This window comes from Listeria sp. MAN/IMW/UF555 (genome assembly GCF_058684075.1).
Genome location: NZ_JBZWZS010000003.1, coordinates 429110 through 452546 on the forward strand (window position 1 = coordinate 429110; position 23437 = coordinate 452546).

Below are 23437 nucleotides of genomic sequence, written 5' to 3' on the forward strand. Positions count from 1 at the left end.
TCACAAATTGAGGTAAAATTTAGAACAAAACTCGGTAAGCAAAGAGCAATGTTCTAAATGTATTAAATATCTCTATCTAATATGCTTTTCGTTAAGCGGTACATATCATCACGATACGCGCCAGCTGGTAGTTTTTTAATTTCACGAAGGGCTTTATTCGTATATTTACTTGCAAGTTTGAATGCCTGTTCGACACCCTTATATTTAGAAATAAGTGCTAAAACTTGTTCAGAAGCATCATCAGTCATATCTAGTTTTTGAGAAAGAAGCGGCTCAAATTCAGCCAAGTGACCTTTCATTGCATAAATTAGCGGTAGCGAATAAATACCTTGTTTCATATCATTTAAAACAGGTTTACCAAGACCTTCATCAGTACTTGTATAATCCAAGACGTCATCAATAATTTGGAAAGCCATACCAAGATAATGGCCGATATTATAACATTTCGCTACAGTCATGCGTGGTGCTTTACTGCCCGTTGCACCAGAGTAACAACTAAGAGCAAATAGTTGAGCTGTTTTGCCAGAAATACGTGATAAATATTCGCGAACTGTTACATCCATTTTATAACTTGTGCGCATTTGATCCAGTTCACCCATTAAGATTTTTTCGATATTTTTACTGTTAAATTCGATATTTTCAACGGAAGAAGCATGTGCGGAAAGAATCTTAAAACAAATACAGAATAAATAATCCCCTGTATAAACGGCATAATTACGACCATATTTTGAATGGATAGTAGGGATGCCGCGACGTAATGGTGAATCATCAACGACATCATCATGAATCAACGTCGCCATATGGAGCACTTCAAGAGCAGCTGCGATAGAAACCGCGCGTTCTTTATCAAACTCAGGTCCAGCTTGAGCAGATAACAGCGCAAAAGCAGGGCGGAGTAATTTTCCACCAGCATGAATTAAATCTTTCACGTTTTTCTCTACATGTTTATCGCGAATTTGAATGTTGCTTTCAATTGTTTGTAATACTTCTTGTAAATCTTTGGAAAGTGCAGGATAATCATCCCACATAGCATGAAGTTGCATATTGAACTCCTTTGTTTAAAATTATTTTTGTGCTGCTTGACTTTGTTTAGCATCAGCGAACATCCGCAAAGTTTGGACATTTTTCAGCAAGTAGTTTGCCGCAATCCCAACCGCGATTCCAGAAAGAATACCGATAAAAGATAATACAGGTAAATAGAGCATAACCGACCAAGTCCCCGCAATCCAACTTGCAATAACGAGTTGTCCGACGTTATGTAAAATCCCACCGGTAACACTAACGCCAATGATACTCACGCGTTTTGGTCCAAGTTGTTGTACAAGCCACATCCCAAGAAAACTCAAGATAGCTCCCGCCGCACTATACATAAATGTTGAAATAGTCCCACCAAGCAAAGTGGACAACACCAATCTAATGCAGATAATCATAAATGTATCTTTTGCCGATAACGTATAAAGCGAAATACAAGTAATAATATTAGCAAGACCGAGTTTCGCTCCAGGAGCAAACGCAAATGGAAACGGAATGGCTCTCTCAAGTAAACTAATAACAACAGCTTGTGCAGCCAGTAGCGCTATATATACTAATCGTCTGTTTTTTGTCATAAAAACACTTTCCTATCTATTAGAGGATAAGGTCAGGAAGAGATAATTGGATCATCTGCATCACCTGAACTCCCGTCACTCGCTTTTACTTCAATCACTAACTTATGTGGAAGACAAACGACTGTATCACCTTGTTTATTAATTGCCCCAGTTCGAACGCAAACCTGATCGTTGCAATTAGCTTTACTGATTCGAATTTCTTCCCCCGAAACCTCAATCGTGTTAGTATGTCCATCTGGCTGTTTCACATCAAAACTTTCAGTCCCTTTATGCCCAGTAAGCGTAACGGTTTTATATTCCTTACTATCAACCGAAATAACCGCAACAAGCTCTTTTTTTCCATTAGCTGGAGCAGGTTCATTCGCTTTTACATATGAAAAAATAGCAATCGGCAAAAAGGAAAGTATGCAAAGAGATAAAATAATTATAATATCCCAGCGTTTCACCATATAAAAGTACTTTTTCACCGCATTGCCTCCTTTCCAAATGTCATGTACAAATCCTATTTTAAAGGATAACGCCTAAATATAATAGGAAAAAGTTCATAAAAATAAACAAATAATAAAAACGGAAGCACCTCCTATGCCAAAACTGGCTTTTGGATGCACTCCCGATTTTTAATTTAAAATTTTAACTAGCTAATTTACTTGTCTCTGTAAACGGACCTCGGCTTACCGTACCACCAGTGACCAAGATGTTTTTGGAACCAAGGAACAGCCCAATAATCAAGACCGAATGTACGTCCAGCGCCATTTAGAAGTGCGATAGAAGCTGGTAACGCCCAGAATTTGTCCCAACCAAGCATAGCGCTTAGAGTGAACATTACTAGGAATCCAGCACTTCCGATACTTACAAGCCAAGTGAATAGACCAACTACCATAGCAAGACCAATTGCAAGTTCAACAAAAGGTACAACTTTTTGCATTACTAGAGCAACGTCAAGGTTTGGCATAAGAAGTTTCATAATCCATTCAAACCAACCAGGCATATGGCTAAGAATTGGTGTAGTTACGTTTGTCGCAGCGGCACCAGCAGCATCACCGGCAGCTTGACTAGCGCCAGATGTTGCAGCAGTTTGTAACCATTCAAAAGGCATTTTTGAACTAGTTGCTGTTAACCAAGAATCAGAACCAATACCATTAAATAGAGGTTTTAAGTTAGTAATACTTACTTTATCCCATGTAGTTTCACCGTAGATTTTAGAAAGAGCTTCGTCAATCCAGAACCAACCTAGATATACACGTAAAGGAAGAACCCAAAGTACGTTACCATAACGAGAAGTCCAACCACGGAAGATATTACGGTGATCTTTAATGTGGAAGAATTCGTGCATAATATATTGCCACATGTAATAACCACTGCGAATACCGAAGAAGTAATAAAGGTTAACCATATGTTTCATTAAAATAGCGAACCAACCAGATAGATGCATGCCACCAAGGTGAGCAACACCGTATTTAGCCCCGATAGATACCATGACACCATGATATTTACCTTGGAATGGTTCTTTTTCGCCAGTACCACTCATTTCAACGATGATGCTTTTCGCTGCAGTTAATGCAGTTTGTTCAGCACCTTCAACGATTTGTGGAGTTGGCTTGCCATCTTCATCTTCAAAGTAAGCAAGGTCACCAACAACATACACGTCTTTAAGACCTTCTGCTTCCATATATTGATTTACTTTCAAACGTCCTGCACGAGCAGATTCCATGCCATAATCTTTTGTATCAGAGTTAGCACGAACACCAGCAGTCCAAATTAATGTACTTGTTGGAAGCTCTTCGCCAGATTTAAGAACGATGCTTTCAGGTTTAACTTCAACAATTGCAGCGTTTTTCATGATTTCAATACCTTTTTTAACCATGTAACGTTCTGCTTTGTCAGCGTCTCTTCTTTCAAGCATGTTTAGGATTGTTGGAGCAGCTTCTACTACAACTAGTTTAATTTCAGATGCGTCAATTTTGTTATCTTTAGCTAGACGATCTTTCCATTCTAAAAGTTCCCCAACCATTTCGATACCAGTAAATCCAGATCCACAAACAACGAATGTTAACATTGCTTTACGTTTTTCAACGTCTTGTTCGCGAGATGCTTTAGTTACTGTTTCTTCAATATGATTGCGTAATTTAACAGAATCTTCCCAAGACCAAAGTGTAAAGCCGTTTTCGCCAACACCAGGAGTCCCGAAATCATTAGGTTCGCCGCCCATACCAAGTACTAGGTAATCGAACGGATAGCTTCCGTGTTCTGTTGTTACAACTTTCTTATCGTGATCTACATGTGTCACGTTGTCAGTTACAAGATTAACTTTTGTTCTATTAAACAAGCGACGTAAATCATATTGAATTGCAGTTGGTTCAACACGACCACCAGCAACCTCATGAAGTTCAGTCATCATTGTGTGGTACGAATGACGATCGATTAATGTAATATTGACGTCTTTGTCTTTCTTGTATTTCTTAGCTAATTTCTTAGCAGCGTGTACACCTGCATATCCTGCCCCAATTAAAACGATATTCTTTTCAGGCATATGCTTCCTCAACTCCTTGTAAGTTTATTCACAAAAATAAAATGAGTCCAAAATTCCCCACAGTATTATTATAACCTATCATAGTTTAACAGAAACATCCTACTAATGTCTAGATAGTAAAGAACAATTCTAATCTAAAAACCGAAAAATAGGACTTTATACAAAATTTATATATTTGAGCAGGCTAAAAGTCCTTGTTTTATCTAGGTTGTTAGACATTTTTGTATGCTATTTTGCTAGAAAATGATGGTTTTACCCAAGTTTTATGTATCAATAGTCATTATTTTGAAAATTAGATGAATTATGTCTTTAGAATTACAGTAGACAAAAGCGCACGCTGATGGTATCATTTGTATTGTAAAAGTGATATCGCTTTCGCAGACTATCCGTTTGTGTTCACGTTATCACAAACAAGGTTTTAATAAAACAAAAGGTGGGAGCAAATATGAAATTGAAAAAAGTAGCAATGGGTATTACCGTAGTAATGGCTTCAAGTTTATTACTAGTAGGTTGCGGTAGTAACGACGACAGCAGCAAAGATAAGAAGAGCACAGACACAAAACAAACAGAAACAAAGAAAACAGCTAAAACAGATGGTACTATGACTGATGGTACTTACAAATTAGAAGAAAAGAATTTCGACGACAAAGGCTGGAAAGGTTTCATGTCAATCGAAGTTAAAGATGGTAAAATCACTAAAGCTAACTACGATTACAAAAACAAAGACGGCAAACTTAAATCTGAAGATGCAGACTACGAAAAAGCAATGAAAGACAAAGTAGGAACTGGTCCTCAAGAATACTTGAAACAATTAAGCGATTCCCTTGTTAAAGGACAATCTGCATCATCTGTAGAAGTAGTTTCAGGAGCAACTCATTCCTCTGACGCTTTCATCAATTATGCAAACCAATTAATTCAAGCAGCTCAAAAAGCTGATACAACTACAATTTCCATCAACAACCTAGCTAAAATGGAAGATGGAACTTATAAATTAGAAGAACAAAACTACGCACATGGTTACCGTGTAGTATTCAGCATGGACGTTAAAGATGGCAAAATCACTAAATCTGATTACAACTATGTTGACAAAGACGGTAAACTTAAATCAGACGACGCTGACTATGAGAAAAACATGAAAGCTAAATCTGGTACTGGTCCAAAAGAATACATCCCAGCACTTAATAAATCTCTAGTAGAGAAACAAGATGTTGCTGCAGTAGACACAGTTTCTGGTGCTACTAACTCTTCTAACCAATTCAAAATCTACGCAGCTCAACTTCAAAATGCTGCACAAAATGGTAACACTGACACTATCAAAGTGTACAACCTAGTAGAAGCTGAATAATTAGCACAATGAAAAGCACAAAGCGGCTGGCCCTAATTCTGGGGCTAGCCGATTTTTTTATCGCAAAACAGAGGAATTAAGCCTTTTTACTGTAGATTTATTCCTTTTTTTACGCTATAGTTATTCAAGTAAAGATCACGGATTAGAAAGGTGAAAAAGCTAATGAAGAAATGGAAAATAATACTTTCAGTTATCGTATTGGCACTTGTTGTGTCGGCATGCGGAAATTCTAATAACGATTCAAAAAAAGAACCAAGTGATTCTAAAACACTTTTGGAACAGCCTTACTCTAAAACTGATTTCCTAATGGGAACAGTAGTCACACTTAAAATCTATGACAAAGGCAAAGAAGACGTTCTAGACAAAGGTTTCGATCGCATTAAAGATTTAGCAGCTAAAATTACTACAAGCGATGCAGAAAAAACATCGGAAGTTGACAAAATAAATGAACAAGCTGGAAAAAAACCAGTAAAAGTTTCTAAAGATGTCTACTATTTAATCCAAGAAGGACTGAAGTACTCGGAAAACTCTGGTGGTAGCTTTGACATTACCATTGGACCACTTACTTCTTTATGGCATATCGGTTTTTCTGATGCGCGCAAACCTTCGCAAGCAGAAATCGATGCAGTTTTACCATTAATTAATTATAAAGACGTAAAAATGAACGACGAAGAGCAAACAGTCTACTTGGAAAAAGAAGGCATGGAGCTTGATTTAGGAGCAATTGCAAAAGGGTTCATCACTGACGAAACATTAAAAGTGTTCAAAGACAACAAAGTAACTACTTCCATAATTGATTTGGGCGGAAATATTTATGTTCAAGGGAAAAATCCTAATGGCAATAAATGGAATGTTGGAATACAAGATCCGTTTTCTCCGCGTGGTAGTGTGATTGGGAAGCTTCCAGAATCTGATATGTCGATTGTAACTTCGGGTATTTATGAACGTTACCTAGAAGTGGACGGAAAAACATATCATCATATTTTAGACCCAAAAACAGGGTACCCGTTTGATAATGATATTGCTGGCGTGTCTATCGTATCTAAAAAATCTATTGATGGCGATGGCTTATCAACAGCTACTTTCTCCAAAGGAATTAAAGGCGGAATGGATTACATCGAGCAGTTTAAAGGTGTAGACGCTATCTTTATTAGTAAAGAGAAAAAAGTATACGAAACATCCGGCCTAAAAGGGCAATTTGAATTAACAGATAAAAATTTCCAAATGGACACTTTGAAAAAATAGACTATTATATATAGAAGAAAGTGAGCAGACTTCTAACCGAGGTCTGCTCATAATAAGGTAGAGAGGGGTTAAAAAGGGGTTATGTCAATATCATCATTCCTGAAGTTGGTTGAAATCCAGACGAAGATAGCTAGCGTATTTCCGTTTATGTTAGGGACGCTATTCGTTGTGTATCAATATGATATGTTTAAGCCTATTAATACGTTGATATTTTTTGGCTCTATGCTAATTTTTGATTTAACAACTACCGCAATTAATAATTATATGGATTACCGTAAAGCCACAGATAATCATGACTACGACTACAGGACAACAAGCAACGTTATCGGGCAACAACAAATTCCAGAACGAACAGTTATTATTACTATTTTTCTGATGTTTTTCATTGCAACTGGTTTAGGTGTTTGGCTTGTTTTCCGCACTGATTTGCTAGTGCTATTAATTGGATTTGTATGTTTCTGTATTGGTATCTTGTATACATTTGGTCCTGTGCCACTTTCGCGCATGCCGCTTGGAGAGATTTTTTCAGGGATTACGATGGGATTCGGGATTTTCTTCTTAGCTGTTTATGTAAATGCGTACGATGCCGGAATTGCGAATTTACTTTGGCAAGGAGAAATGGTAACCATCCAGTTCAATCTAATAGAAATCATCCGGATAGGTGTGGTATCCTTACCATGTATTTTCACGATAGCGAATATTATGCTAGCCAATAATTTGTGCGATTTAGATGAAGATATTAGAAATCATCGTTATACACTTCCTTATTATATAGGTAGAAAAATGGGCGTTCTTCTTTTTAATGCACTGTACTATGCGTCGTTTTTAGCAGTGATTGTTTCGGTATTTATTCATTTCTTGCATCCAATCATGCTAGTGTCCGTATTGGCTGTTTATCCGGTCTATCGTAATTTGGTTAAATTTAATAAAGAACAAGTGAAATCAAAAACATTTGTTATTGGTATACGCAATTTTGTGCTGATTAATGCGACTTTAACAATCTTAATGGCGGTTAGCGTTGTAATTCAACAATTGACGTGAGTGAAGGGGGCTTCTTTGAATGATAGAAAAACTGATATTAGGTCGTTTTGTTCCAGGGGAGTCCTTAATTCACGGACTTGATGCGAGAACGAAATTGCTAGCTGGGTTTTATTACATTGGAATTTTATTTCTAGCGAATAATTGGTGGACATACGCTTTAATGGTCTTATTCACGCTAATGATTGTTCAAATGACGGGGATAAAGTTGAAAGTGTTCATAAAGGGAGTTAAACCGCTTATTTGGTTAATCTTATTCACCGTTGTGATGCAAATCCTGTTCGCGAGTGGTGGAACGATTTATTTTGACTGGGGTCCTTTTACAATTTCGTCTTTCGGTCTTTTGAATGGTGTTTTTGTGTTTTTGCGCTTTGTATTAATTATTATTATGTCGACAGTCATTACTTTAACAACTACTCCGATGAACTTAACAGATGCGATTGCGTATATCCTTCGTCCTTTTGCAGTGCTTAAAGTACCTGTTAACGACATCGCCTTAATGATCTCCGTTGCGCTACGTTTTATTCCGACACTTATGGGTGAAACGGATAAAATTATGAAAGCTCAGCGCGCACGTGGAGTTGATTTTGGTGAAGGAAACTTATTCGAACAAATGAAAGTGGTTGTTCCGATTTTTATCCCGCTTTTCGTTAGTTCCTTTAACCGGGCCGAAGAGTTGGCTGATGCAATGGAAGCTAGAGGTTATCAGGGCGGGGAAGGACGAACTCGTTTTCGGATACTTCACTGGCACTTTGGCGATCTTGTTGCGCTAGGTGTCATGTTGCTTCTAACAGCTGGACTTATATTGCTTCGTACTTCTTAAAAACATTCGAATTATCGGATGTTTTTTTATTTTATTTAAAAAGCAAAGAATGCTGCTGTGAAGCGTTTTTCGTCAGATAATAAACCGAGATTCTTCTATATAATAGCTTCTATGAAAATAACTTAAAACTTTTTTCAAAAAGCGGTTGATTACTACCCCTAACCCGTGTATAATAGATAAAGTGCAAATGGACAGGCATTGGTCTGCCCTTTTGGCAACGAGCACCCCGGTATTGCCGGGAATGCCCATGTGATGAAGTGAAAGGTTGCTGACACACCCGGCCGCTTTGCCATGGCGGATGTTCAGGTAATTTTCACGGAGAATGTCTACTTTGAAAGTAGGCGAAAAGGAGGGAAAGTAATGGCAAAACAAAAAATTCGTATTCGTTTAAAAGCGTATGATCACCGTATTTTGGATCAATCAGCAGAAAAGATCGTAGAAACAGCGAAACGCTCAGGTGCTTCCGTATCTGGTCCGATTCCACTTCCAACAGAGAAGTCTATCTACACAGTCTTGCGTGCGGTCCACAAATATAAAGATTCTCGTGAGCAATTCGAAATGCGTACACACAAACGTTTAATCGACATCGTTAATCCAACACCACAAACAGTTGATAGCTTGATGCGTTTAGACTTGCCAAGCGGTGTGGACATCGAAATCAAACTATAATAAGAATATATTAAATTAACAGGAGGTGTGACTCATGACCAAAGGAATCTTAGGTAGAAAAGTAGGGATGACACAAGTTTTCACTGAAAACGGCGAACTTATTCCAGTAACAGTAATCGAAGCAGCACAAAACGTGGTACTTCAAAAGAAAACTGTTGAAACTGACGGCTATGAAGCTGTACAAATCGGTTTCGAAGATAAGAGAGCAAAATTGTCAAACAAACCCGAACAAGGTCATGTAGCAAAAGCCGATACTACTCCTAAGCGCTTCATTCGCGAATTCCGCGATGTAAACTTAGACGAGTATGAGATTGGTGCAGAAGTAAAAGTAGACGTATTCGCAGAAGGTGACATCATCGACGCGACAGGCGTATCGAAAGGTAAAGGATTCCAAGGTGTTATTAAACGCCACGGACAATCACGCGGCCCTATGGCCCACGGTTCCCGTTACCATCGTCGCCCAGGTTCAATGGGTCCAGTAGCACCTAACCGTGTTTTCAAAAATAAACTACTTCCAGGTCGTATGGGTGGAGAACAAATCACTATCCAAAACCTAGAAATCGTTAAAGTAGACGTTGAAAAGAACGTTCTTTTAGTAAAAGGTAACGTTCCAGGCGCTAAAAAAGCATTAGTTCAAATTAAAACTGCTACTAAAGCAAAATAATTCATTTGGAAAGGAGGACTAACGAATGCCAAAATTAAGCTTACTTAAACAAGATGGAACAAACGCTGGCGAAATTACTTTAAACGACACTGTTTTCGGTATCGAACCAAATGAAAAAGTTGTTGTTGACGTAATTTTGAGCCAACGTGCATCCCTACGTCAAGGGACTCATAAAGTAAAAAATCGTTCAGAAGTACGTGGTGGCGGACGTAAACCATGGCGTCAAAAAGGTACAGGTCGTGCCCGTCAAGGTTCAATCCGTTCCCCACAATGGCGCGGCGGTGGTGTCGTATTCGGCCCAACACCTCGTTCATATGCTTACAAATTACCTAAGAAAGTTCGTCGTTTAGCGATTAAATCGATTCTTTCTTCTAAAGTAAATGAAGAAAAATTAGTTGTACTTGAAGGTTTGACTTTCGATGCACCTAAAACAAAAGAATTTGCGGCTTTTCTTAAAAATATCTCTGTAGATACTAAGGCACTAATCGTAGTTGCTGGTGAAAGTGAAAATGTAGAATTATCTGCACGCAACTTACAAGGCATTACAGTTATTCCAGCTGAAAGTATCTCAGTACTAGAAGTTGCTAAACATGATAAGTTAATTATCACTAAAGCAGCTGTCGAAAAAGTAGAGGAGGTGCTCGCATAATGGATGCACGCGACATCATTAAGCGCCCAGTTGTAACTGAAGAATCTACAAGCATTCTCGACGATAAGAAATATACATTTGAAGTAGATACTCGCGCAACTAAAACGCAAGTAAAATACGCAATTGAAGAAATTTTCGACGTGAAAGTTGCTAAAGTAAACGTAATGAATTACAAAGGCAAACTTAAACGTATGGGCCGTTATGCAGGTTACACTAACAAACGTCGTAAAGCGATTGTTACTGTTACAGCTGACAGCAAAGAAATTCAATTCTTTGAAGTATAATTCGACTAACTTTAAATAATTCTAACGAGGAGGGGAAACAATGGCGATCAAAAAGTATAAACCTACCACTAACGGGCGCCGGCATATGACAAGTTCAGATTTCGCTGAGATTACTACAAGTACTCCAGAAAAATCTTTACTACGTCCTCTTAAAAAGAAAGCCGGACGCAATAACCAAGGTAAGTTAACTGTTCGTCATCACGGCGGTGGCCATAAACGCCAATACCGCGTGATTGATTTCAAACGTAACAAAGATGGTATTCCTGGACGCGTTGCAACGATCGAGTACGATCCAAACCGTTCTGCTAATATTGCTCTAATCAACTATGCTGATGGAGAAAAACGCTACATCATCGCAGCGAAAGGCCTTGAAGTAGGTCAAACAATTTATTCAGGAGCAGAAGCTGACATTAAAGTCGGTAATGCACTAGAATTAAAAGATATTCCAGTGGGTACTGTTATCCACAATATCGAAATGAAACCTGGTAAAGGTGGACAATTAGTACGTTCTGCTGGAACAAGTGCTCAAGTACTTGGTAAAGAAGGCAAATACGTATTAATCCGCTTAAACTCCGGTGAAGTTCGCATGATCCTTGCTACTTGCCGTGCTACAATCGGTCAAGTTGGTAACGAACAACACGAACTTATCAACATCGGTAAAGCAGGTCGTTCACGTTGGATGGGTAAACGCCCAACTGTTCGTGGATCTGTAATGAACCCGAACGATCACCCACACGGTGGTGGTGAAGGTAAAGCTCCAATCGGTCGTAAATCGCCAATGTCTCCATGGGGTAAACCAACTCTTGGATACAAAACACGTAAGAAAAACAACAACTCCGATAAATTTATCGTACGTCGTCGTAAGAAAAAATAATCGGATTAATAGATTGAATAAAATTGGTAGCAGGATAGCGAGGACAAGCGTTCTCAGCTTCCTGACTATGCGAAGGGAGGTTCCGTCATGGGTCGTAGTTTGAAAAAAGGACCTTTTGTTGATGACCACTTGATGAAGAAAGTGGAAGCAGCAGCAGAAAGCGAAAAGAAACAAGTAATTAAAACTTGGTCTCGTCGCTCCACGATTTTCCCAACTTTTGTTGGACAAACAATCGCAGTATATGATGGACGTAAACACGTTCCTGTTTATGTTCAAGAAGATATGGTAGGACACAAACTGGGCGAATTCGCACCAACTCGTACGTACCGCGGTCATGCGGGCGACGATAAAAAAACTAAACGCTAATTTGAGAGGAGGATATCCTAATGGCAAGTGAAGTTACAAGCGCAAAAGCCGTTGCCAAAACGGTTCGTATTGCTCCTCGCAAAGCTAGAATCGTCATTGATTTAATTCGAGGCAAGCAAGTTGGCGAAGCAATTGCAATCTTGAAGTATACTCCAAGATCAGCTTCCCCAATTATTGAAAAAGTATTAAAATCCGCTATTGCTAACGCAGAGCATAACTATGATTTAGACATTAACAACCTTGTAGTAGAGGAAGCATTTGTTGACGAAGGTCCAACACTTAAACGTTTCCGTCCACGTGCACAAGGTCGTGCAAGTGCAATCAACAAACGTACTAGCCACATTACAGTTGTGGTATCTGAAGTGAAGGAGGGATAATTCGTGGGTCAAAAAGTACATCCAATAGGTATGCGTATCGGTGTCATCCGTGATTGGGACTCCAAATGGTACGCGGAAAAAGATTATGCGGACTTCTTACATGAAGATTTACGCATCCGTGATTATGTTGCAAAACGTTTATCTGACGCTTCTGTTTCTCGCGTAGAAATCGAACGTGCAGCTAACCGTGTGAATATCACTATTCATACTGCTAAACCTGGTATGGTTATCGGTAAAGGTGGTTCTGAAGTTGAAGCATTACGCAAAAACTTAAACGAACTTACTCAAAAACGTGTTCATATCAATATCGTAGAAATCAAACGTGCTGACCTAGACGCAAAATTGGTTGCTGAAAACATCGCTCGTCAATTGGAAGGTCGTGTATCTTTCCGTCGTGCGCAAAAACAAGCTATCCAACGTACTATGCGTGCTGGAGCAAAAGGTATCAAAACTCAAGTATCTGGTCGTCTTGGCGGAGCGGATATCGCTCGTGCTGAACACTATAGCGAAGGAACAGTACCTCTTCATACATTGCGTGCCGACATCGACTACGCATGGGAAGAAGCTGACACAACTTATGGTAAACTAGGCGTTAAAGTCTGGATCTACCGTGGTGAAGTCCTTCCTACGAAGAAAAACAATGTGGAAGGAGGAAAATAATAATGTTAGTTCCTAAACGTGTAAAATACCGTCGTGAATTCCGCGGAAACATGCGTGGACGCGCGAAAGGCGGAACTGAAGTTGCATTTGGTGAATATGGTCTTCAAGCAGTTGAAGCTTCTTGGATTACAAACCGTCAAATCGAAGCAGCTCGTATCGCAATGACTCGTTACATGAAACGTGGCGGTAAAGTTTGGATTAAAATTTTCCCTCATAAATCTTACACTTCTAAACCAATCGGGGTTCGGATGGGTAAAGGTAAAGGTGCTCCGGAAGGTTGGGTAAGCCCAGTCAAACGCGGCAAAATTATGTTTGAAATCGCAGGTGTTCCTGAAGATGTAGCGCGTGAAGCATTACGTCTAGCAGCACACAAACTGCCGGTCAAAACTAAGATCGTTAAACGTGAAGAAATTGGTGGTGAAGCAAATGAAAGCTAATGATATCCGTGATTTATCCACTACCGAAATCCAAGATCAAGAAAAAGCTTTGAAAGAAGAGCTCTTCAACCTGCGCTTTCAATTAGCTACTGGTCAATTAGAAAACACCGCACGTATTCGTGAGGTTCGTAAAGCAATTGCCCGTATGAAAACAATCGTTCGAGAAAGAGAACTTGCTTAAAAAAGAATCGTAAGGAGGTTTTAATACATGGCTGACCGTAACCAACGTAAAGTTTATACTGGTCGTGTTGTATCCGATAAAATGGATAAAACAATTACCGTGGTTGTTGAAACGTACAAGAAACATGGTTTGTACGGTAAACGCGTGAAGTATTCTAAAAAATTCAAAGCGCATGATGAAAATAACATTGCAAAAACTGGCGATGTAGTTCGTATTTCCGAAACTCGTCCATTGTCTGCAACTAAACATTTCCGTTTATTAGAAGTTGTAGAAGAAGCAGTAATTATCTAAATCAAAAGTTAAAAATAGATTGTGAAAAGTTGCCGAGTGCAATTTTTCCGACCCGTTATTCTGGAAGGAGGGTGTCCTAATGATTCAACAAGAAAGTCGTATGAAAGTGGCTGATAACTCTGGCGCACGTGAAGTGTTAACTATTAAAGTGCTAGGTGGATCAGGACGCAAAACTGCTAACATTGGTGATGTTGTCGTGTGTACCGTTAAACAAGCAACACCAGGCGGCGTTGTCAAAAAAGGTGAAGTTGTTAAAGCAGTAATCGTTCGTACTAAGAGTGGAGCACGTCGTCAAGACGGTTCTTACATCAAGTTTGATGAAAATGCATGTGTCATTATCCGTGACGATAAAAGTCCTCGTGGAACACGTATTTTTGGACCTGTTGCTCGCGAACTTCGTGAAAACAACTTTATGAAGATCGTTTCTTTAGCTCCAGAAGTTCTTTAAAAATTAAGTTCCAAGAAATCAAGGAGGTGCTATACCAATGCATGTCAAAAAAGGTGATAAAGTAAAAGTTATTACTGGTAAAGATAAAGGCAAATCCGGCAAAGTGCTCGCAGCATTTCCGAAAAAGGACCGCGTACTTATCGAAGGAATCAATATGGTTAAAAAACATACTAAACCTTCCAACATCAACCCGCAAGGCGGAATCTTGAATGTTGAAGCACCAATCCATGTTTCAAACGTAATGCTAATTGACCCTAAAACTGGCGAACCTACTCGTGTAGGCTACGAAGTTAAAGGTGATAAAAAAGTACGCGTAGCAAAAAAATCCGGTGAAGTAATAGATAAATAATAGTCGTAGGAAGGAGGGAATATTACATGAATCGCCTTAAAGATCAATATCTTAAGGAAATTGTTCCTGCTTTAATGAGCAAATTCAATTATGACTCCGTAATGGAGGTTCCAAAAATAGATAAAATCGTAATCAACACTGGTGTTGGTGACGCTACAGCAAATGCGAAAGTGTTAGACAGTGCAGTGGAGGAGTTAGCTCTTATCACTGGTCAAAAACCTGTTATCACAAAAGCAAAAAATTCTATCGCTGGTTTCCGTCTTCGTGAAGGAATGCCAATCGGTGCTAAAGTAACATTGCGTGGTGAACGCATGTATGATTTCTTAGATAAATTAGTTACTGTTTCACTTCCACGTGTTCGTGATTTCCGTGGCGTATCGAAAAAAGCTTTCGATGGTCGTGGTAACTATACGTTGGGTGTTAGAGAGCAACTTATTTTCCCTGAAATTGATTACGATCAAGTATCAAAAGTACGCGGTATGGACGTAGTAATCGTTACAACTGCCAAAAGTGATGAAGAATCTCATGAGTTACTTACTCAACTAGGGATGCCATTTCAAAAGTAATCAAAACTAATTTAGTAGGGAGGCGAAAACGTGGCTAAGAAATCCATGATCGCGAAGCAAAAACGTACACCAAAATACGCTGTTCAAGCATATACTCGTTGTGAACGTTGTGGTCGTCCACATTCCGTTATTCGCAAATTTAAATTATGCCGTATTTGTTTCCGTGAACTTGCCTATAAAGGTCAAATTCCCGGCGTGAAAAAAGCAAGCTGGTAAGAAAGAGTTTAAGGAAGGAGGGTATTATACATGGTGATGACAGATCCAATTGCAGATTTTCTAACTCGCATTCGTAATGCAAACATGGTTAAACATGATAAATTAGAACTGCCTGCATCCAAAATCAAAAAAGAAATTGCTGAAATATTGAAGCGTGAAGGTTTTATCCGTGACGTTGAATATATTGAAGATGACAATGCTGGAACAATCCGTGTTTTCTTAAAATATGGAGCGACTGGCGAACGTGTAATCACTGGTTTGAAACGTATCAGTAAGCCAGGTTTACGTGTATATGCAAAATCAACTGAGGTGCCTAAAGTACTTAACGGTCTAGGTATCGCAATCGTGTCTACTTCCCAAGGCGTTTTAACCGACAAAGAAGCCCGTGCTAAACAAGTCGGCGGAGAAGTACTAGCATACGTTTGGTAAGAAAAAGTAAACCATAAGGAGGTGCAATAAATGTCCCGTATAGGTAAAAAAACTATTGTGATTCCTGCAGGTGTAACAGTTACACTTAATGGATCAACAGCAACAGTTAAAGGTCCTAAAGGTGAACTTGTAAAAGAGTTCAACCCAGAAATTACTATTAATATTGAAGGCAACGAAATTAACGTTTCTCGCCCGACTGATAATAAAAACCACCGTGCACTTCATGGTACAACTCGTGCTATTCTTAATAACATGGTTGTCGGAGTTTCCGAGGGTTATGAAAAGAAATTAGAACTTATCGGTGTTGGTTACCGTGCGCAAAAACAAGGAGACAAACTTGTTCTTAACGTAGGGTACTCTCATCCAGTAGAGTTTGTTGCTCCTAAAGGCGTAGAAATTGAAGTTCCTGCAAACACTCAAGTGATTGTTAAAGGATACAACAAAGAACACGTTGGCGAGTTAGCTGCAAACATTCGTGCCGTACGTCCACCAGAGCCATATAAAGGTAAAGGTATTCGTTACGAAGGCGAACATGTACGCCGTAAAGAAGGTAAAACTGGTAAATAATGCCGCTTAATTAGGCAAATGAGAGAAGAGGTGAGTCGTGTGATTACCAAAATCGACAAAAATAAAGTACGTAAAAAAAGACATGCTCGTGTTCGTTCTAAGATTTCTGGAACTGAAAGTCGTCCACGTTTAAACGTATTCCGTTCAAACAAAAACATTTATGCTCAAGTTATTGATGATGTAAATGGTGTGACACTTGCAAGTGCGTCTAATTTAGATAAAGATTTCGGTTCTGCTGAATCCAAAGTTGATGCAGCAAGCAAAGTTGGCGAACTAGTTGCTAAACGTGCTTCCGAAAAAGGTATTACTTCTGTCACTTTTGACCGTGGAGGATACTTATATCATGGCCGCGTAAAAGCTCTTGCTGAAGCAGCTCGCGAAAATGGACTAGAATTTTAATAAGAAGGAGGGACATATTACATGCCTGAGCAAATTGATGGAAACAAATTAGATTTAGAAGAACGCGTTGTTACAATCAACCGTGTTGCTAAAGTAGTTAAAGGTGGACGTCGTTTCCGTTTCACAGCACTTGTTGTTGTTGGAGACAAAAATGGTCATGTTGGTTTCGGTACTGGTAAAGCACAAGAAGTTCCAGATGCAATCCGCAAAGCTGTTGAGGATGCTAAAAAGAACATGGTGTTTGTACCAACTGTAGACACAACTATTCCACACACTGTAGTCGGACATTTTGGTGGCGGAGAAATTCTTCTTAAACCAGCTAGTGCCGGTTCTGGTGTAACTGCTGGTGGTCCCGTTCGTGCGGTCCTAGAACTTGCTGGTGTTGCTGATGTATCTTCCAAATCGCTTGGATCTAATACACCAATTAACATGGTACGTGCTACAATCGACGGAATTAAACAACTTAAAAACGCTGAAGATGTTGCGAAACTTCGTGGCAAAACAGTAGAAGAATTGTTAGGATAAGGAGGGAATTATCATTATGGCGAAGTTAGAAATTACTCTAAAACGTAGCTTAATCGGACGCCCTCAACCACAACGCAAAACTGTTCAAGCATTAGGTCTTGGTAAAACAAATTCTGTAGTGGTTAAAGAAGATAATCCTGCAATTCGTGGGATGATCACTAAAGTAAGTCATTTAGTGGACGTCAAAGAAGTTTAAGCTTAATATAATAATATGTAATTGATAGAATTTGTTAAATAGGAGGAGGTGCTTGACATGAAACTACATGAACTTAAACCTTCAGAAGGTTCTCGTAAAGAACGTAATCGTGTTGGTCGTGGAACAGGCTCTGGTAACGGCAAAACTTCTGGACGCGGTCATAAAGGACAAAAAGCTCGTTCCGGTGGTGGCGTACGCCTAGGTTTTGAAGGTGGACAACTTCCACTTTTCCGTCGTATTCCAAAACGTGGATTCACAAATATCAACCGTAAAGAATTTGCTATCGTTAACTTAGATGTTTTAAACCGCTTTGAAGATGGTACAGAAGTAACACCAGAACTTTTAATCGAAACTGGAATTATTCGTAACGAAAAATCCGGGATTAAGATTTTATCTGATGGAAATATCGAGAAAAAACTTACTGTGAAAGCGAACAAATTCTCTGCAGCTGCAAAAGAAGCTATTGAAGCAGCCGGCGGAAAAACTGAGGTGATCTAATGTTTCAAACGTTAGCGAACTTCTTCAAAGTAGCAGACATCCGTAAAAAAATACTATTTACATTAGCTATGCTAGTTATTTTCCGTATTGGTACATTCGTGCCAGTACCGGGAGTTAACGCAGCTGCTTTACAATCTAGTATGGATGGCGGTATTTTGGGGTTCTTAAACACATTTAATGGTGGGGCTTTAAAAAACTTCTCAATTTTTGCCATGGGTGTAATGCCTTACATTACATCTTCCATTATTGTTCAGTTACTTCAAATGGATGTTGTTCCCAAGTTAACTGAATGGTCTAAGCAAGGGGAAATGGGTCGTAAAAAACTCAATCAACTTACTAGATACATGACGATTGGACTTGGTTTAATCGAAGCATTCGGTATGGCATACGGGTTTAACCGCATGTCATCTGCTGGTTTGGTTATCGAACCGTCCATCGGTAGATATGTGATTATTGCAATCGTATTAACTACCGGTACAATGTTCTTAATGTGGTTAGGGGAACAAATCACTGTTAAAGGCGTTGGTAATGGTGTTTCCATCATTATCTTTGCAGGTATTGTTGCTCGTATTCCTGATGGAGTGCGTCAATTATATGTTTCGCAAATTGAAAACGCTGGTGATCAACTGTTCTTACACATTTTAACGTTAGCAGGTGTGGGAGTTGCGATTCTAGCTATTGTTGTAGCTGTTATCTTCTTCCAACAAGCACTTCGTAAAATTCCAATTCAATACTCTAAACGTGTAGCAGGAGCAAAACAATCGGGCGCGCAAGCAACTCATTTGCCATTAAAACTTAACTCTGCCGGAGTTATCCCAGTTATCTTTGCAAGTGCATTTATTATTACACCGCAAACAATTCTTACTTTCTTTGATCAAAGTAACGACATTGTAAAAGTATTGAAAGACGTGTTTGATTACACAAAACCAATTGGTATGATTTTATATGTTGCACTAATTGTTGCTTTCACTTATTTCTATGCTTTCATTCAAGTGAACCCTGAGAAAGTTGCGGACAACTTGAAAAAGCAAGGTGGGTATATTCCTAGTAAACGTCCTGGTCGGGAAACACAAGCATATCTTACATCGGTACTTTACCGTCTAACATTTGTTGGTGCAATTTTCCTTTCAGCGGTTGCTATACTTCCAACTATCGGTACTACTGTGTTTAGTTTACCGCAGTCACTTGCCGTTGGTGGTACAAGCCTACTAATTGTTATCGGGGTAGCATTAGATACTACGAAACAACTCGAAGGACAACTTGTAAAAAGGAACTATCGGGGATTTATCAAATAACACGCGGTTCTTGTTAGGATTTCCTAGCAGGAGCTAGCGCGTAATAAGGGGCGAAACAGTTGAAATTAGTATTAATGGGACTGCCCGGCGCCGGAAAAGGCACACAAGCGGAACAGATTGTTGAGAAATACAACATTCCTCATATTTCCACTGGAGATATGTTCCGAGCAGCTATGAAAAATAATACGGAATTAGGAAAGAAAGCTAAATCCTTTATGGATAATGGCGACCTTGTTCCTGATGAAGTAACAAATGGTATCGTTCGTGAACGTTTGGCCGAAGATGATGCTAAGAATGGTTTCTTGCTTGATGGTTTTCCGCGTACAGTGGAACAAGCAGAAGAGCTAGAAAATATTCTAAGTGATTTAGGGACAGAACTTGATGCTGTCATTAACATTGAAGTTGATAAAGATGTTTTAATGAAACGTCTTACAGGTCGTTGGATTTGTCGGACTTGCGGTAAAACTTACCATGAAATCTATAACCCACCGAAAGTTCCTGGGAAATGTGATTTAGATGGTGGAGAACTTTACCAACGCGAAGATGACAAAAAAGAAACTGTTGAAAATCGACTAAATGTCAATATGAAACAGACCAAGCCGCTTCTTGATTTTTACTCTGAAAAAGGTAAACTTCATAGCATAAACGGCGAGCAAGATATTAATGACGTTTTTGTAGATGTGGAAAAAATTCTTGCTTCTTTTTGAGGGGTAAGCTGTGCTGAAATCACTGTCAAAATCAATGCGTGCAAATTGGTTTGATTTGTAGTATAATGGATAATTGGCAGTGGAATTAAAGGCATCTAAGCAAATCATGATGAACGAGAGAACCGTTTGAAGATCATCCGAATGACGTATATGTTCTACCCTGATCTGTTCAGCCGCAATACTTTTGCGAGTGACAGTTCTTCTGGTTTTTACGGATTTCACTTTTACAGGTTGTCTGAAAAGCTGGCGAAATGTGTTGCCTTTTAATGAAGTGCATCCATTTTTGCATGTTTTACGTTTTTTTCATGTAAGAGAAATAGTTACACTGAAAGGATTAGGCCTGCATCAGGAACAAATCCAAGAATACAAGAAGGAGGTAGCAAACATATGGCAAAGGAAGATGTTATTGAAGTAGAAGGCGTTGTGCAAGAAACTCTACCAAACGCGATGTTCAATGTTGAACTCGAAAATGGTCATAAAGTACTGGCAACTGTTTCTGGTAAAATTCGCATGCATTACATTCGTATTTTACCTGGAGATAAAGTGACAGTAGAGCTTTCTCCATACGACCTGACACGCGGAAGAATTACTTATCGTTTTAAATAATTTGCACTCCGAAATTGAATTTATATACCGGTCTGGTTTATCCAGCTTAGAAATTATCGGTTTATAGAGACATTTTCTCTAATAAACAAGGAGGTATATCTATATGAAAGTAAGACCATCAGTGAAACCTATGTGCGAAAAATGTAAAGTTATTCGTCGTAAAGGTAAAGTAATGGTAATTTGTGAAAATCCAAAACATAAACAAAAACAAGGATAAGAGGAGGTGCTTAAGTAAATGGCACGTATTGCAGGTGTGGACGTTCCACGTGAAAAACGTATTGTTATTTCCCTGACTTACATTTATGGTATCGGTAAACAAACAGCTAAAGAAGTTCTTGCTGAAGCTGGTGTTTCTGAAGATACTCGTACTCGTGATTTAACTGAAGAAGAGCTAGGTAAAATCCGTGAAATCTTAGACCGCATTAAAGTTGAAGGTGACCTTCGTCGTGAAGTAAACTTAAACATTAAACGTCTAATCGAAATCGGTTCTTACCGTGGCATGCGTCACCGTCGTGGACTTCCAGTTCGCGGACAAAATACAAAAAATAATGCCCGTACTCGTAAAGGCCCGTCCAAAACAGTAGCAGGTAAAAAGAAATAATAGTAAAGGAGGTAGTTAGTGAATGGCTCGTAAAACAAATACTCGTAAACGTCGTGTGAAAAAGAATATCGAATCTGGTATTGCACACATTCGTTCTACATTTAATAATACGATCGTAATGATTACTGACACACATGGTAATGCTTTAGCTTGGTCAAGTGCAGGTTCTCTAGGATTTAAAGGTTCTCGTAAATCTACTCCTTTCGCAGCGCAAATGGCAGCTGAAAGTGCAGCAAAATCAGCACAAGAACATGGTTTAAAAACATTAGAAGTAACTGTTAAAGGTCCTGGTTCAGGTCGTGAAGCGGCTATCCGTGCACTACAAGCAGCTGGTCTTGAAGTAACAGCTATTAAAGATGTAACTCCAGTTCCACATAACGGATGTCGTCCTCCAAAACGTCGTCGCGTATAAGTGGTCGTTTTCTTTTGCCAATAGTAGATTTTTACTGTCTTAACTATCAAGGCAGAGAGTTTGACATAAAGACTGATATTCTAGACGTTTTGAAGGAGGGTAAATTTGAATGATCGAAATTGAAAAGCCAAAAATCGAGACGATTGAGATCAGCGATGATGCCAAGTATGGAAAGTTTGTTGTAGAGCCACTTGAGCGTGGATATGGTACAACTTTGGGTAACTCCTTACGTCGTATTCTATTATCTTCTCTTCCAGGTGCAGCAGTAACCTCTATCCAAATTGATGGAGCTTTACATGAGTTTTCTGTAATTGAAGGTGTAGTAGAAGATGTAACAACCATGATTTTAAATATTAAAAAACTTGCACTAAAAATCTATTCTGATGAAGAAAAAACATTAGAAATCGATATGCAAGGTCCTGGTGTAGTAACTGCAGCTGACATTAATTATGACAGCGACGTTGAGATTTTAAATCCCGACTTACACATTGCTACATTAAGTGATAATGCTAAATTTCATGTGCGTTTAAATGCGACTCGTGGTCGTGGTTACACACCTGCTGATCAAAATAAACGCGAAAATATGCCAATTGGTGTACTTCCAGTCGATTCAATCTTTTCACCGGTTATCCGTGTGAACTATCAAGTGGAAAATACACGTGTTGGACAATCAACTAATTATGATAAGCTTACGTTTGATGTGTTAACTGACGGAAGTATCAGCCCAGAAGAAGCAGTTTCACTTGGAGCTAAAATTCTTTCTGAGCACTTAAGTATCTTCGTTAATTTAACAGATGAAGCACAAAAAGCTGAAATTATGATTGAAAAAGAAGAAAGCCATAAAGAGAAAGTGCTTGAAATGACTATTGAAGAATTAGACTTGTCTGTTCGTTCATATAATTGTTTGAAACGCGCTGGAATCAACACAGTACAGGAACTTGCTGACAAATCCGAAGACGATATGATGAAAGTCCGTAACTTGGGCCGTAAATCGCTTGAGGAAGTTAAAGTAAAACTGGCTGACCTTGGCTTATCTCTAAGAAACGAAAACTGATAAAGGAGGCAATTCCATGGGTTACAGAAAATTAGGTCGTACAAGCTCACAACGTAAAGCGTTACTACGTGATCTTGCAACGGATTTAATCGTACATGAACGTATTGAAACAACAGAAGCTCGCGCTAAAGAGATTCGTAAAGTTGTTGAAAAACTAATCACTTCTGGGAAAAAAGGAGACTTGCACGCTCGTCGTCAAGCAGCTGCTTTCATCCGTCATGAAGTTGTAGAAGTAGTACAAGTAGATGCTAAAGGTAAAGATGGTTCTACTGTGAAGAAAAACCGTCCTGTATACGCTCTACAAAAACTATTTGATGATGTTGCTCCACGTTACGCGGAACGTCAAGGTGGTTACACTCGTATCTTGAAAAAAGGTCCACGTCGCGGTGACGGCGCACCAATGGTTATTATTGAATTAGTTTAATAATAAAACGTTTAAAGCAAGTGGAGTGTCATGATATGGAGACTTCGTGTTTCCTTGTCTAGCTCTGTGTTTCCTAGTCTATTTAATCGTAGGCTAGGAGGCAGG

The 23437-nt window shown here is 39.0% G+C and carries 37 protein-coding genes; 33 read left to right on the forward strand and 4 right to left on the reverse strand.

Annotation, left to right across the window (positions count from 1 at the left end):
• Positions 1 to 62 precede the first annotated feature (62 nt).
• The 4 genes from AC4PG8_RS11865 to AC4PG8_RS11880 form a co-directional block, all read right to left on the reverse strand.
• On the reverse strand, positions 63 to 1043 hold the full coding sequence (locus AC4PG8_RS11865) for a polyprenyl synthetase family protein (RefSeq protein WP_003772925.1): 981 nt from the start codon (positions 1041 to 1043) through the stop codon (positions 63 to 65).
• 21 nt (positions 1044 to 1064) lie between these two features.
• A complete protein-coding gene (gene eetB, locus AC4PG8_RS11870; RefSeq protein ID WP_003723627.1) occupies positions 1065 to 1607 on the reverse strand; it encodes a flavinylation system FAD exporter subunit EetB in 543 nt (180 codons plus the stop codon).
• A 32-nt stretch (positions 1608 to 1639) separates the two neighbouring features.
• Positions 1640 to 2074, reverse strand: coding sequence for a flavin-based extracellular electron transfer system protein EetA (gene eetA, locus AC4PG8_RS11875; RefSeq protein ID WP_492170399.1), 435 nt, complete (start codon positions 2072 to 2074; stop codon positions 1640 to 1642).
• Between the two features lie 176 nt (positions 2075 to 2250).
• Positions 2251 to 4137, reverse strand: coding sequence for an FAD-dependent oxidoreductase (locus tag AC4PG8_RS11880; protein WP_003772929.1), 1887 nt, complete (start codon positions 4135 to 4137; stop codon positions 2251 to 2253).
• Between the two features lie 445 nt (positions 4138 to 4582).
• Between AC4PG8_RS11880 and pplA the strand changes: the two genes are divergently transcribed.
• The 33 genes from pplA to rplQ all read left to right on the forward strand — a co-directional run bounded on the left by pplA (position 4583) and on the right by rplQ (position 23332).
• Positions 4583 to 5482 (forward strand): extracellular electron transfer flavoprotein PplA, encoded by a 900-nt coding sequence (gene pplA / locus AC4PG8_RS11885; RefSeq protein ID WP_033533564.1) that lies wholly within the window; start codon positions 4583 to 4585, stop codon positions 5480 to 5482.
• Positions 5483 to 5644: 162 nt separating this feature from the next.
• Positions 5645 to 6727, forward strand: a complete 1083-nt coding sequence (locus AC4PG8_RS11890) for an FAD:protein FMN transferase (RefSeq protein WP_033533563.1) — start codon at positions 5645 to 5647, stop codon at positions 6725 to 6727.
• A gap of 81 nt (positions 6728 to 6808) precedes the next feature.
• Positions 6809 to 7768: a 1,4-dihydroxy-2-naphthoate polyprenyltransferase gene (menA, locus tag AC4PG8_RS11895; protein ID WP_160464579.1), complete on the forward strand. Its 960-nt coding sequence runs from the start codon at positions 6809 to 6811 to the stop codon at positions 7766 to 7768.
• Positions 7769 to 7787: 19 nt separating this feature from the next.
• Positions 7788 to 8588 carry an FAD export ECF transporter transmembrane subunit FmnA gene (gene fmnA / locus AC4PG8_RS11900; protein ID WP_003772934.1) on the forward strand — a complete coding sequence of 267 codons (801 nt, stop codon included), beginning with the start codon at positions 7788 to 7790 and terminating at the stop codon, positions 8586 to 8588.
• A gap of 360 nt (positions 8589 to 8948) precedes the next feature.
• The gene (rpsJ, locus tag AC4PG8_RS11905) at positions 8949 to 9257 is read left to right on the forward strand and encodes a 30S ribosomal protein S10 (protein WP_003720954.1); all 309 of its coding nucleotides are present in this window, start codon (positions 8949 to 8951) and stop codon (positions 9255 to 9257) included.
• A gap of 34 nt (positions 9258 to 9291) precedes the next feature.
• On the forward strand, positions 9292 to 9921 hold the full coding sequence (rplC, locus tag AC4PG8_RS11910) for a 50S ribosomal protein L3 (RefSeq protein WP_003772936.1): 630 nt from the start codon (positions 9292 to 9294) through the stop codon (positions 9919 to 9921).
• 25 nt (positions 9922 to 9946) lie between these two features.
• Entirely contained in the window at positions 9947 to 10570 is a 624-nt protein-coding gene (rplD, locus tag AC4PG8_RS11915; protein ID WP_003727695.1) for a 50S ribosomal protein L4, read from the forward strand.
• Positions 10570 to 10854, forward strand: coding sequence for a 50S ribosomal protein L23 (rplW, locus tag AC4PG8_RS11920; protein ID WP_003728540.1), 285 nt, complete (start codon positions 10570 to 10572; stop codon positions 10852 to 10854). Before rplD ends, rplW begins: the two co-directional genes overlap by 1 nt.
• Before the next feature lie 40 nt (positions 10855 to 10894).
• Positions 10895 to 11728 (forward strand): 50S ribosomal protein L2, encoded by an 834-nt coding sequence (rplB, locus tag AC4PG8_RS11925; protein WP_003727696.1) that lies wholly within the window; start codon positions 10895 to 10897, stop codon positions 11726 to 11728.
• Positions 11729 to 11815: 87 nt separating this feature from the next.
• Positions 11816 to 12094 (forward strand): 30S ribosomal protein S19, encoded by a 279-nt coding sequence (gene rpsS / locus AC4PG8_RS11930; protein ID WP_003720946.1) that lies wholly within the window; start codon positions 11816 to 11818, stop codon positions 12092 to 12094.
• 20 nt (positions 12095 to 12114) lie between these two features.
• Positions 12115 to 12471: a 50S ribosomal protein L22 gene (gene rplV / locus AC4PG8_RS11935; protein ID WP_003727697.1), complete on the forward strand. Its 357-nt coding sequence runs from the start codon at positions 12115 to 12117 to the stop codon at positions 12469 to 12471.
• A gap of 3 nt (positions 12472 to 12474) precedes the next feature.
• Entirely contained in the window at positions 12475 to 13131 is a 657-nt protein-coding gene (rpsC, locus tag AC4PG8_RS11940; protein WP_003720944.1) for a 30S ribosomal protein S3, read from the forward strand.
• Between the two features lie 2 nt (positions 13132 to 13133).
• Complete coding sequence (gene rplP, locus AC4PG8_RS11945) at positions 13134 to 13568, forward strand: 50S ribosomal protein L16 (RefSeq protein WP_003720943.1); 435 nt, start codon at positions 13134 to 13136, stop codon at positions 13566 to 13568.
• Positions 13558 to 13749 (forward strand): 50S ribosomal protein L29, encoded by a 192-nt coding sequence (gene rpmC / locus AC4PG8_RS11950; RefSeq protein ID WP_003720942.1) that lies wholly within the window; start codon positions 13558 to 13560, stop codon positions 13747 to 13749. The genes rplP and rpmC overlap by 11 nt, the downstream gene beginning before the upstream one ends.
• 27 nt (positions 13750 to 13776) lie before the next feature.
• Positions 13777 to 14040: a 30S ribosomal protein S17 gene (gene rpsQ, locus AC4PG8_RS11955; RefSeq protein ID WP_003720941.1), complete on the forward strand. Its 264-nt coding sequence runs from the start codon at positions 13777 to 13779 to the stop codon at positions 14038 to 14040.
• A 79-nt stretch (positions 14041 to 14119) separates the two neighbouring features.
• Entirely contained in the window at positions 14120 to 14488 is a 369-nt protein-coding gene (gene rplN / locus AC4PG8_RS11960) for a 50S ribosomal protein L14 (protein ID WP_003723686.1), read from the forward strand.
• Between the two features lie 37 nt (positions 14489 to 14525).
• Positions 14526 to 14837 (forward strand): 50S ribosomal protein L24, encoded by a 312-nt coding sequence (gene rplX, locus AC4PG8_RS11965; RefSeq protein ID WP_003720939.1) that lies wholly within the window; start codon positions 14526 to 14528, stop codon positions 14835 to 14837.
• A 26-nt stretch (positions 14838 to 14863) separates the two neighbouring features.
• The gene (rplE, locus tag AC4PG8_RS11970) at positions 14864 to 15403 is read left to right on the forward strand and encodes a 50S ribosomal protein L5 (protein WP_003720938.1); all 540 of its coding nucleotides are present in this window, start codon (positions 14864 to 14866) and stop codon (positions 15401 to 15403) included.
• Between the two features lie 30 nt (positions 15404 to 15433).
• Positions 15434 to 15619: a type Z 30S ribosomal protein S14 gene (locus tag AC4PG8_RS11975; RefSeq protein WP_003723684.1), complete on the forward strand. Its 186-nt coding sequence runs from the start codon at positions 15434 to 15436 to the stop codon at positions 15617 to 15619.
• Positions 15620 to 15649: 30 nt separating this feature from the next.
• A complete protein-coding gene (gene rpsH, locus AC4PG8_RS11980) occupies positions 15650 to 16048 on the forward strand; it encodes a 30S ribosomal protein S8 (protein ID WP_003720937.1) in 399 nt (132 codons plus the stop codon).
• Between the two features lie 30 nt (positions 16049 to 16078).
• Positions 16079 to 16615, forward strand: coding sequence for a 50S ribosomal protein L6 (gene rplF / locus AC4PG8_RS11985; RefSeq protein ID WP_003749693.1), 537 nt, complete (start codon positions 16079 to 16081; stop codon positions 16613 to 16615).
• A 39-nt stretch (positions 16616 to 16654) separates the two neighbouring features.
• Positions 16655 to 17014, forward strand: coding sequence for a 50S ribosomal protein L18 (gene rplR / locus AC4PG8_RS11990; RefSeq protein ID WP_003764129.1), 360 nt, complete (start codon positions 16655 to 16657; stop codon positions 17012 to 17014).
• Between the two features lie 21 nt (positions 17015 to 17035).
• A complete protein-coding gene (gene rpsE / locus AC4PG8_RS11995) occupies positions 17036 to 17539 on the forward strand; it encodes a 30S ribosomal protein S5 (protein ID WP_003772938.1) in 504 nt (167 codons plus the stop codon).
• 16 nt (positions 17540 to 17555) lie between these two features.
• The gene (rpmD, locus tag AC4PG8_RS12000; protein ID WP_003720933.1) at positions 17556 to 17735 is read left to right on the forward strand and encodes a 50S ribosomal protein L30; all 180 of its coding nucleotides are present in this window, start codon (positions 17556 to 17558) and stop codon (positions 17733 to 17735) included.
• 57 nt (positions 17736 to 17792) lie between these two features.
• Positions 17793 to 18233 carry a 50S ribosomal protein L15 gene (gene rplO, locus AC4PG8_RS12005; protein ID WP_003764125.1) on the forward strand — a complete coding sequence of 147 codons (441 nt, stop codon included), beginning with the start codon at positions 17793 to 17795 and terminating at the stop codon, positions 18231 to 18233.
• Complete coding sequence (gene secY, locus AC4PG8_RS12010) at positions 18233 to 19528, forward strand: preprotein translocase subunit SecY (protein ID WP_003772941.1); 1296 nt, start codon at positions 18233 to 18235, stop codon at positions 19526 to 19528. The genes rplO and secY overlap by 1 nt, the downstream gene beginning before the upstream one ends.
• Positions 19529 to 19587: 59 nt before the next feature.
• Positions 19588 to 20235 (forward strand): adenylate kinase, encoded by a 648-nt coding sequence (locus tag AC4PG8_RS12015; protein WP_003768462.1) that lies wholly within the window; start codon positions 19588 to 19590, stop codon positions 20233 to 20235.
• A 387-nt stretch (positions 20236 to 20622) separates the two neighbouring features.
• Positions 20623 to 20841 (forward strand): translation initiation factor IF-1, encoded by a 219-nt coding sequence (infA, locus tag AC4PG8_RS12020; RefSeq protein WP_003720929.1) that lies wholly within the window; start codon positions 20623 to 20625, stop codon positions 20839 to 20841.
• A 103-nt stretch (positions 20842 to 20944) separates the two neighbouring features.
• A complete protein-coding gene (rpmJ, locus tag AC4PG8_RS12025; RefSeq protein WP_003720928.1) occupies positions 20945 to 21058 on the forward strand; it encodes a 50S ribosomal protein L36 in 114 nt (37 codons plus the stop codon).
• Between the two features lie 18 nt (positions 21059 to 21076).
• The gene (gene rpsM, locus AC4PG8_RS12030) at positions 21077 to 21442 is read left to right on the forward strand and encodes a 30S ribosomal protein S13 (protein WP_003723677.1); all 366 of its coding nucleotides are present in this window, start codon (positions 21077 to 21079) and stop codon (positions 21440 to 21442) included.
• A 22-nt stretch (positions 21443 to 21464) separates the two neighbouring features.
• Entirely contained in the window at positions 21465 to 21854 is a 390-nt protein-coding gene (gene rpsK, locus AC4PG8_RS12035; RefSeq protein ID WP_003720926.1) for a 30S ribosomal protein S11, read from the forward strand.
• Between the two features lie 109 nt (positions 21855 to 21963).
• Positions 21964 to 22908, forward strand: a complete 945-nt coding sequence (locus AC4PG8_RS12040) for a DNA-directed RNA polymerase subunit alpha (protein WP_003723676.1) — start codon at positions 21964 to 21966, stop codon at positions 22906 to 22908.
• Positions 22909 to 22924: 16 nt separating this feature from the next.
• Positions 22925 to 23332 (forward strand): 50S ribosomal protein L17, encoded by a 408-nt coding sequence (gene rplQ / locus AC4PG8_RS12045; RefSeq protein ID WP_003768456.1) that lies wholly within the window; start codon positions 22925 to 22927, stop codon positions 23330 to 23332.
• The last annotated feature ends 105 nt before the right edge of the window (positions 23333 to 23437 follow it).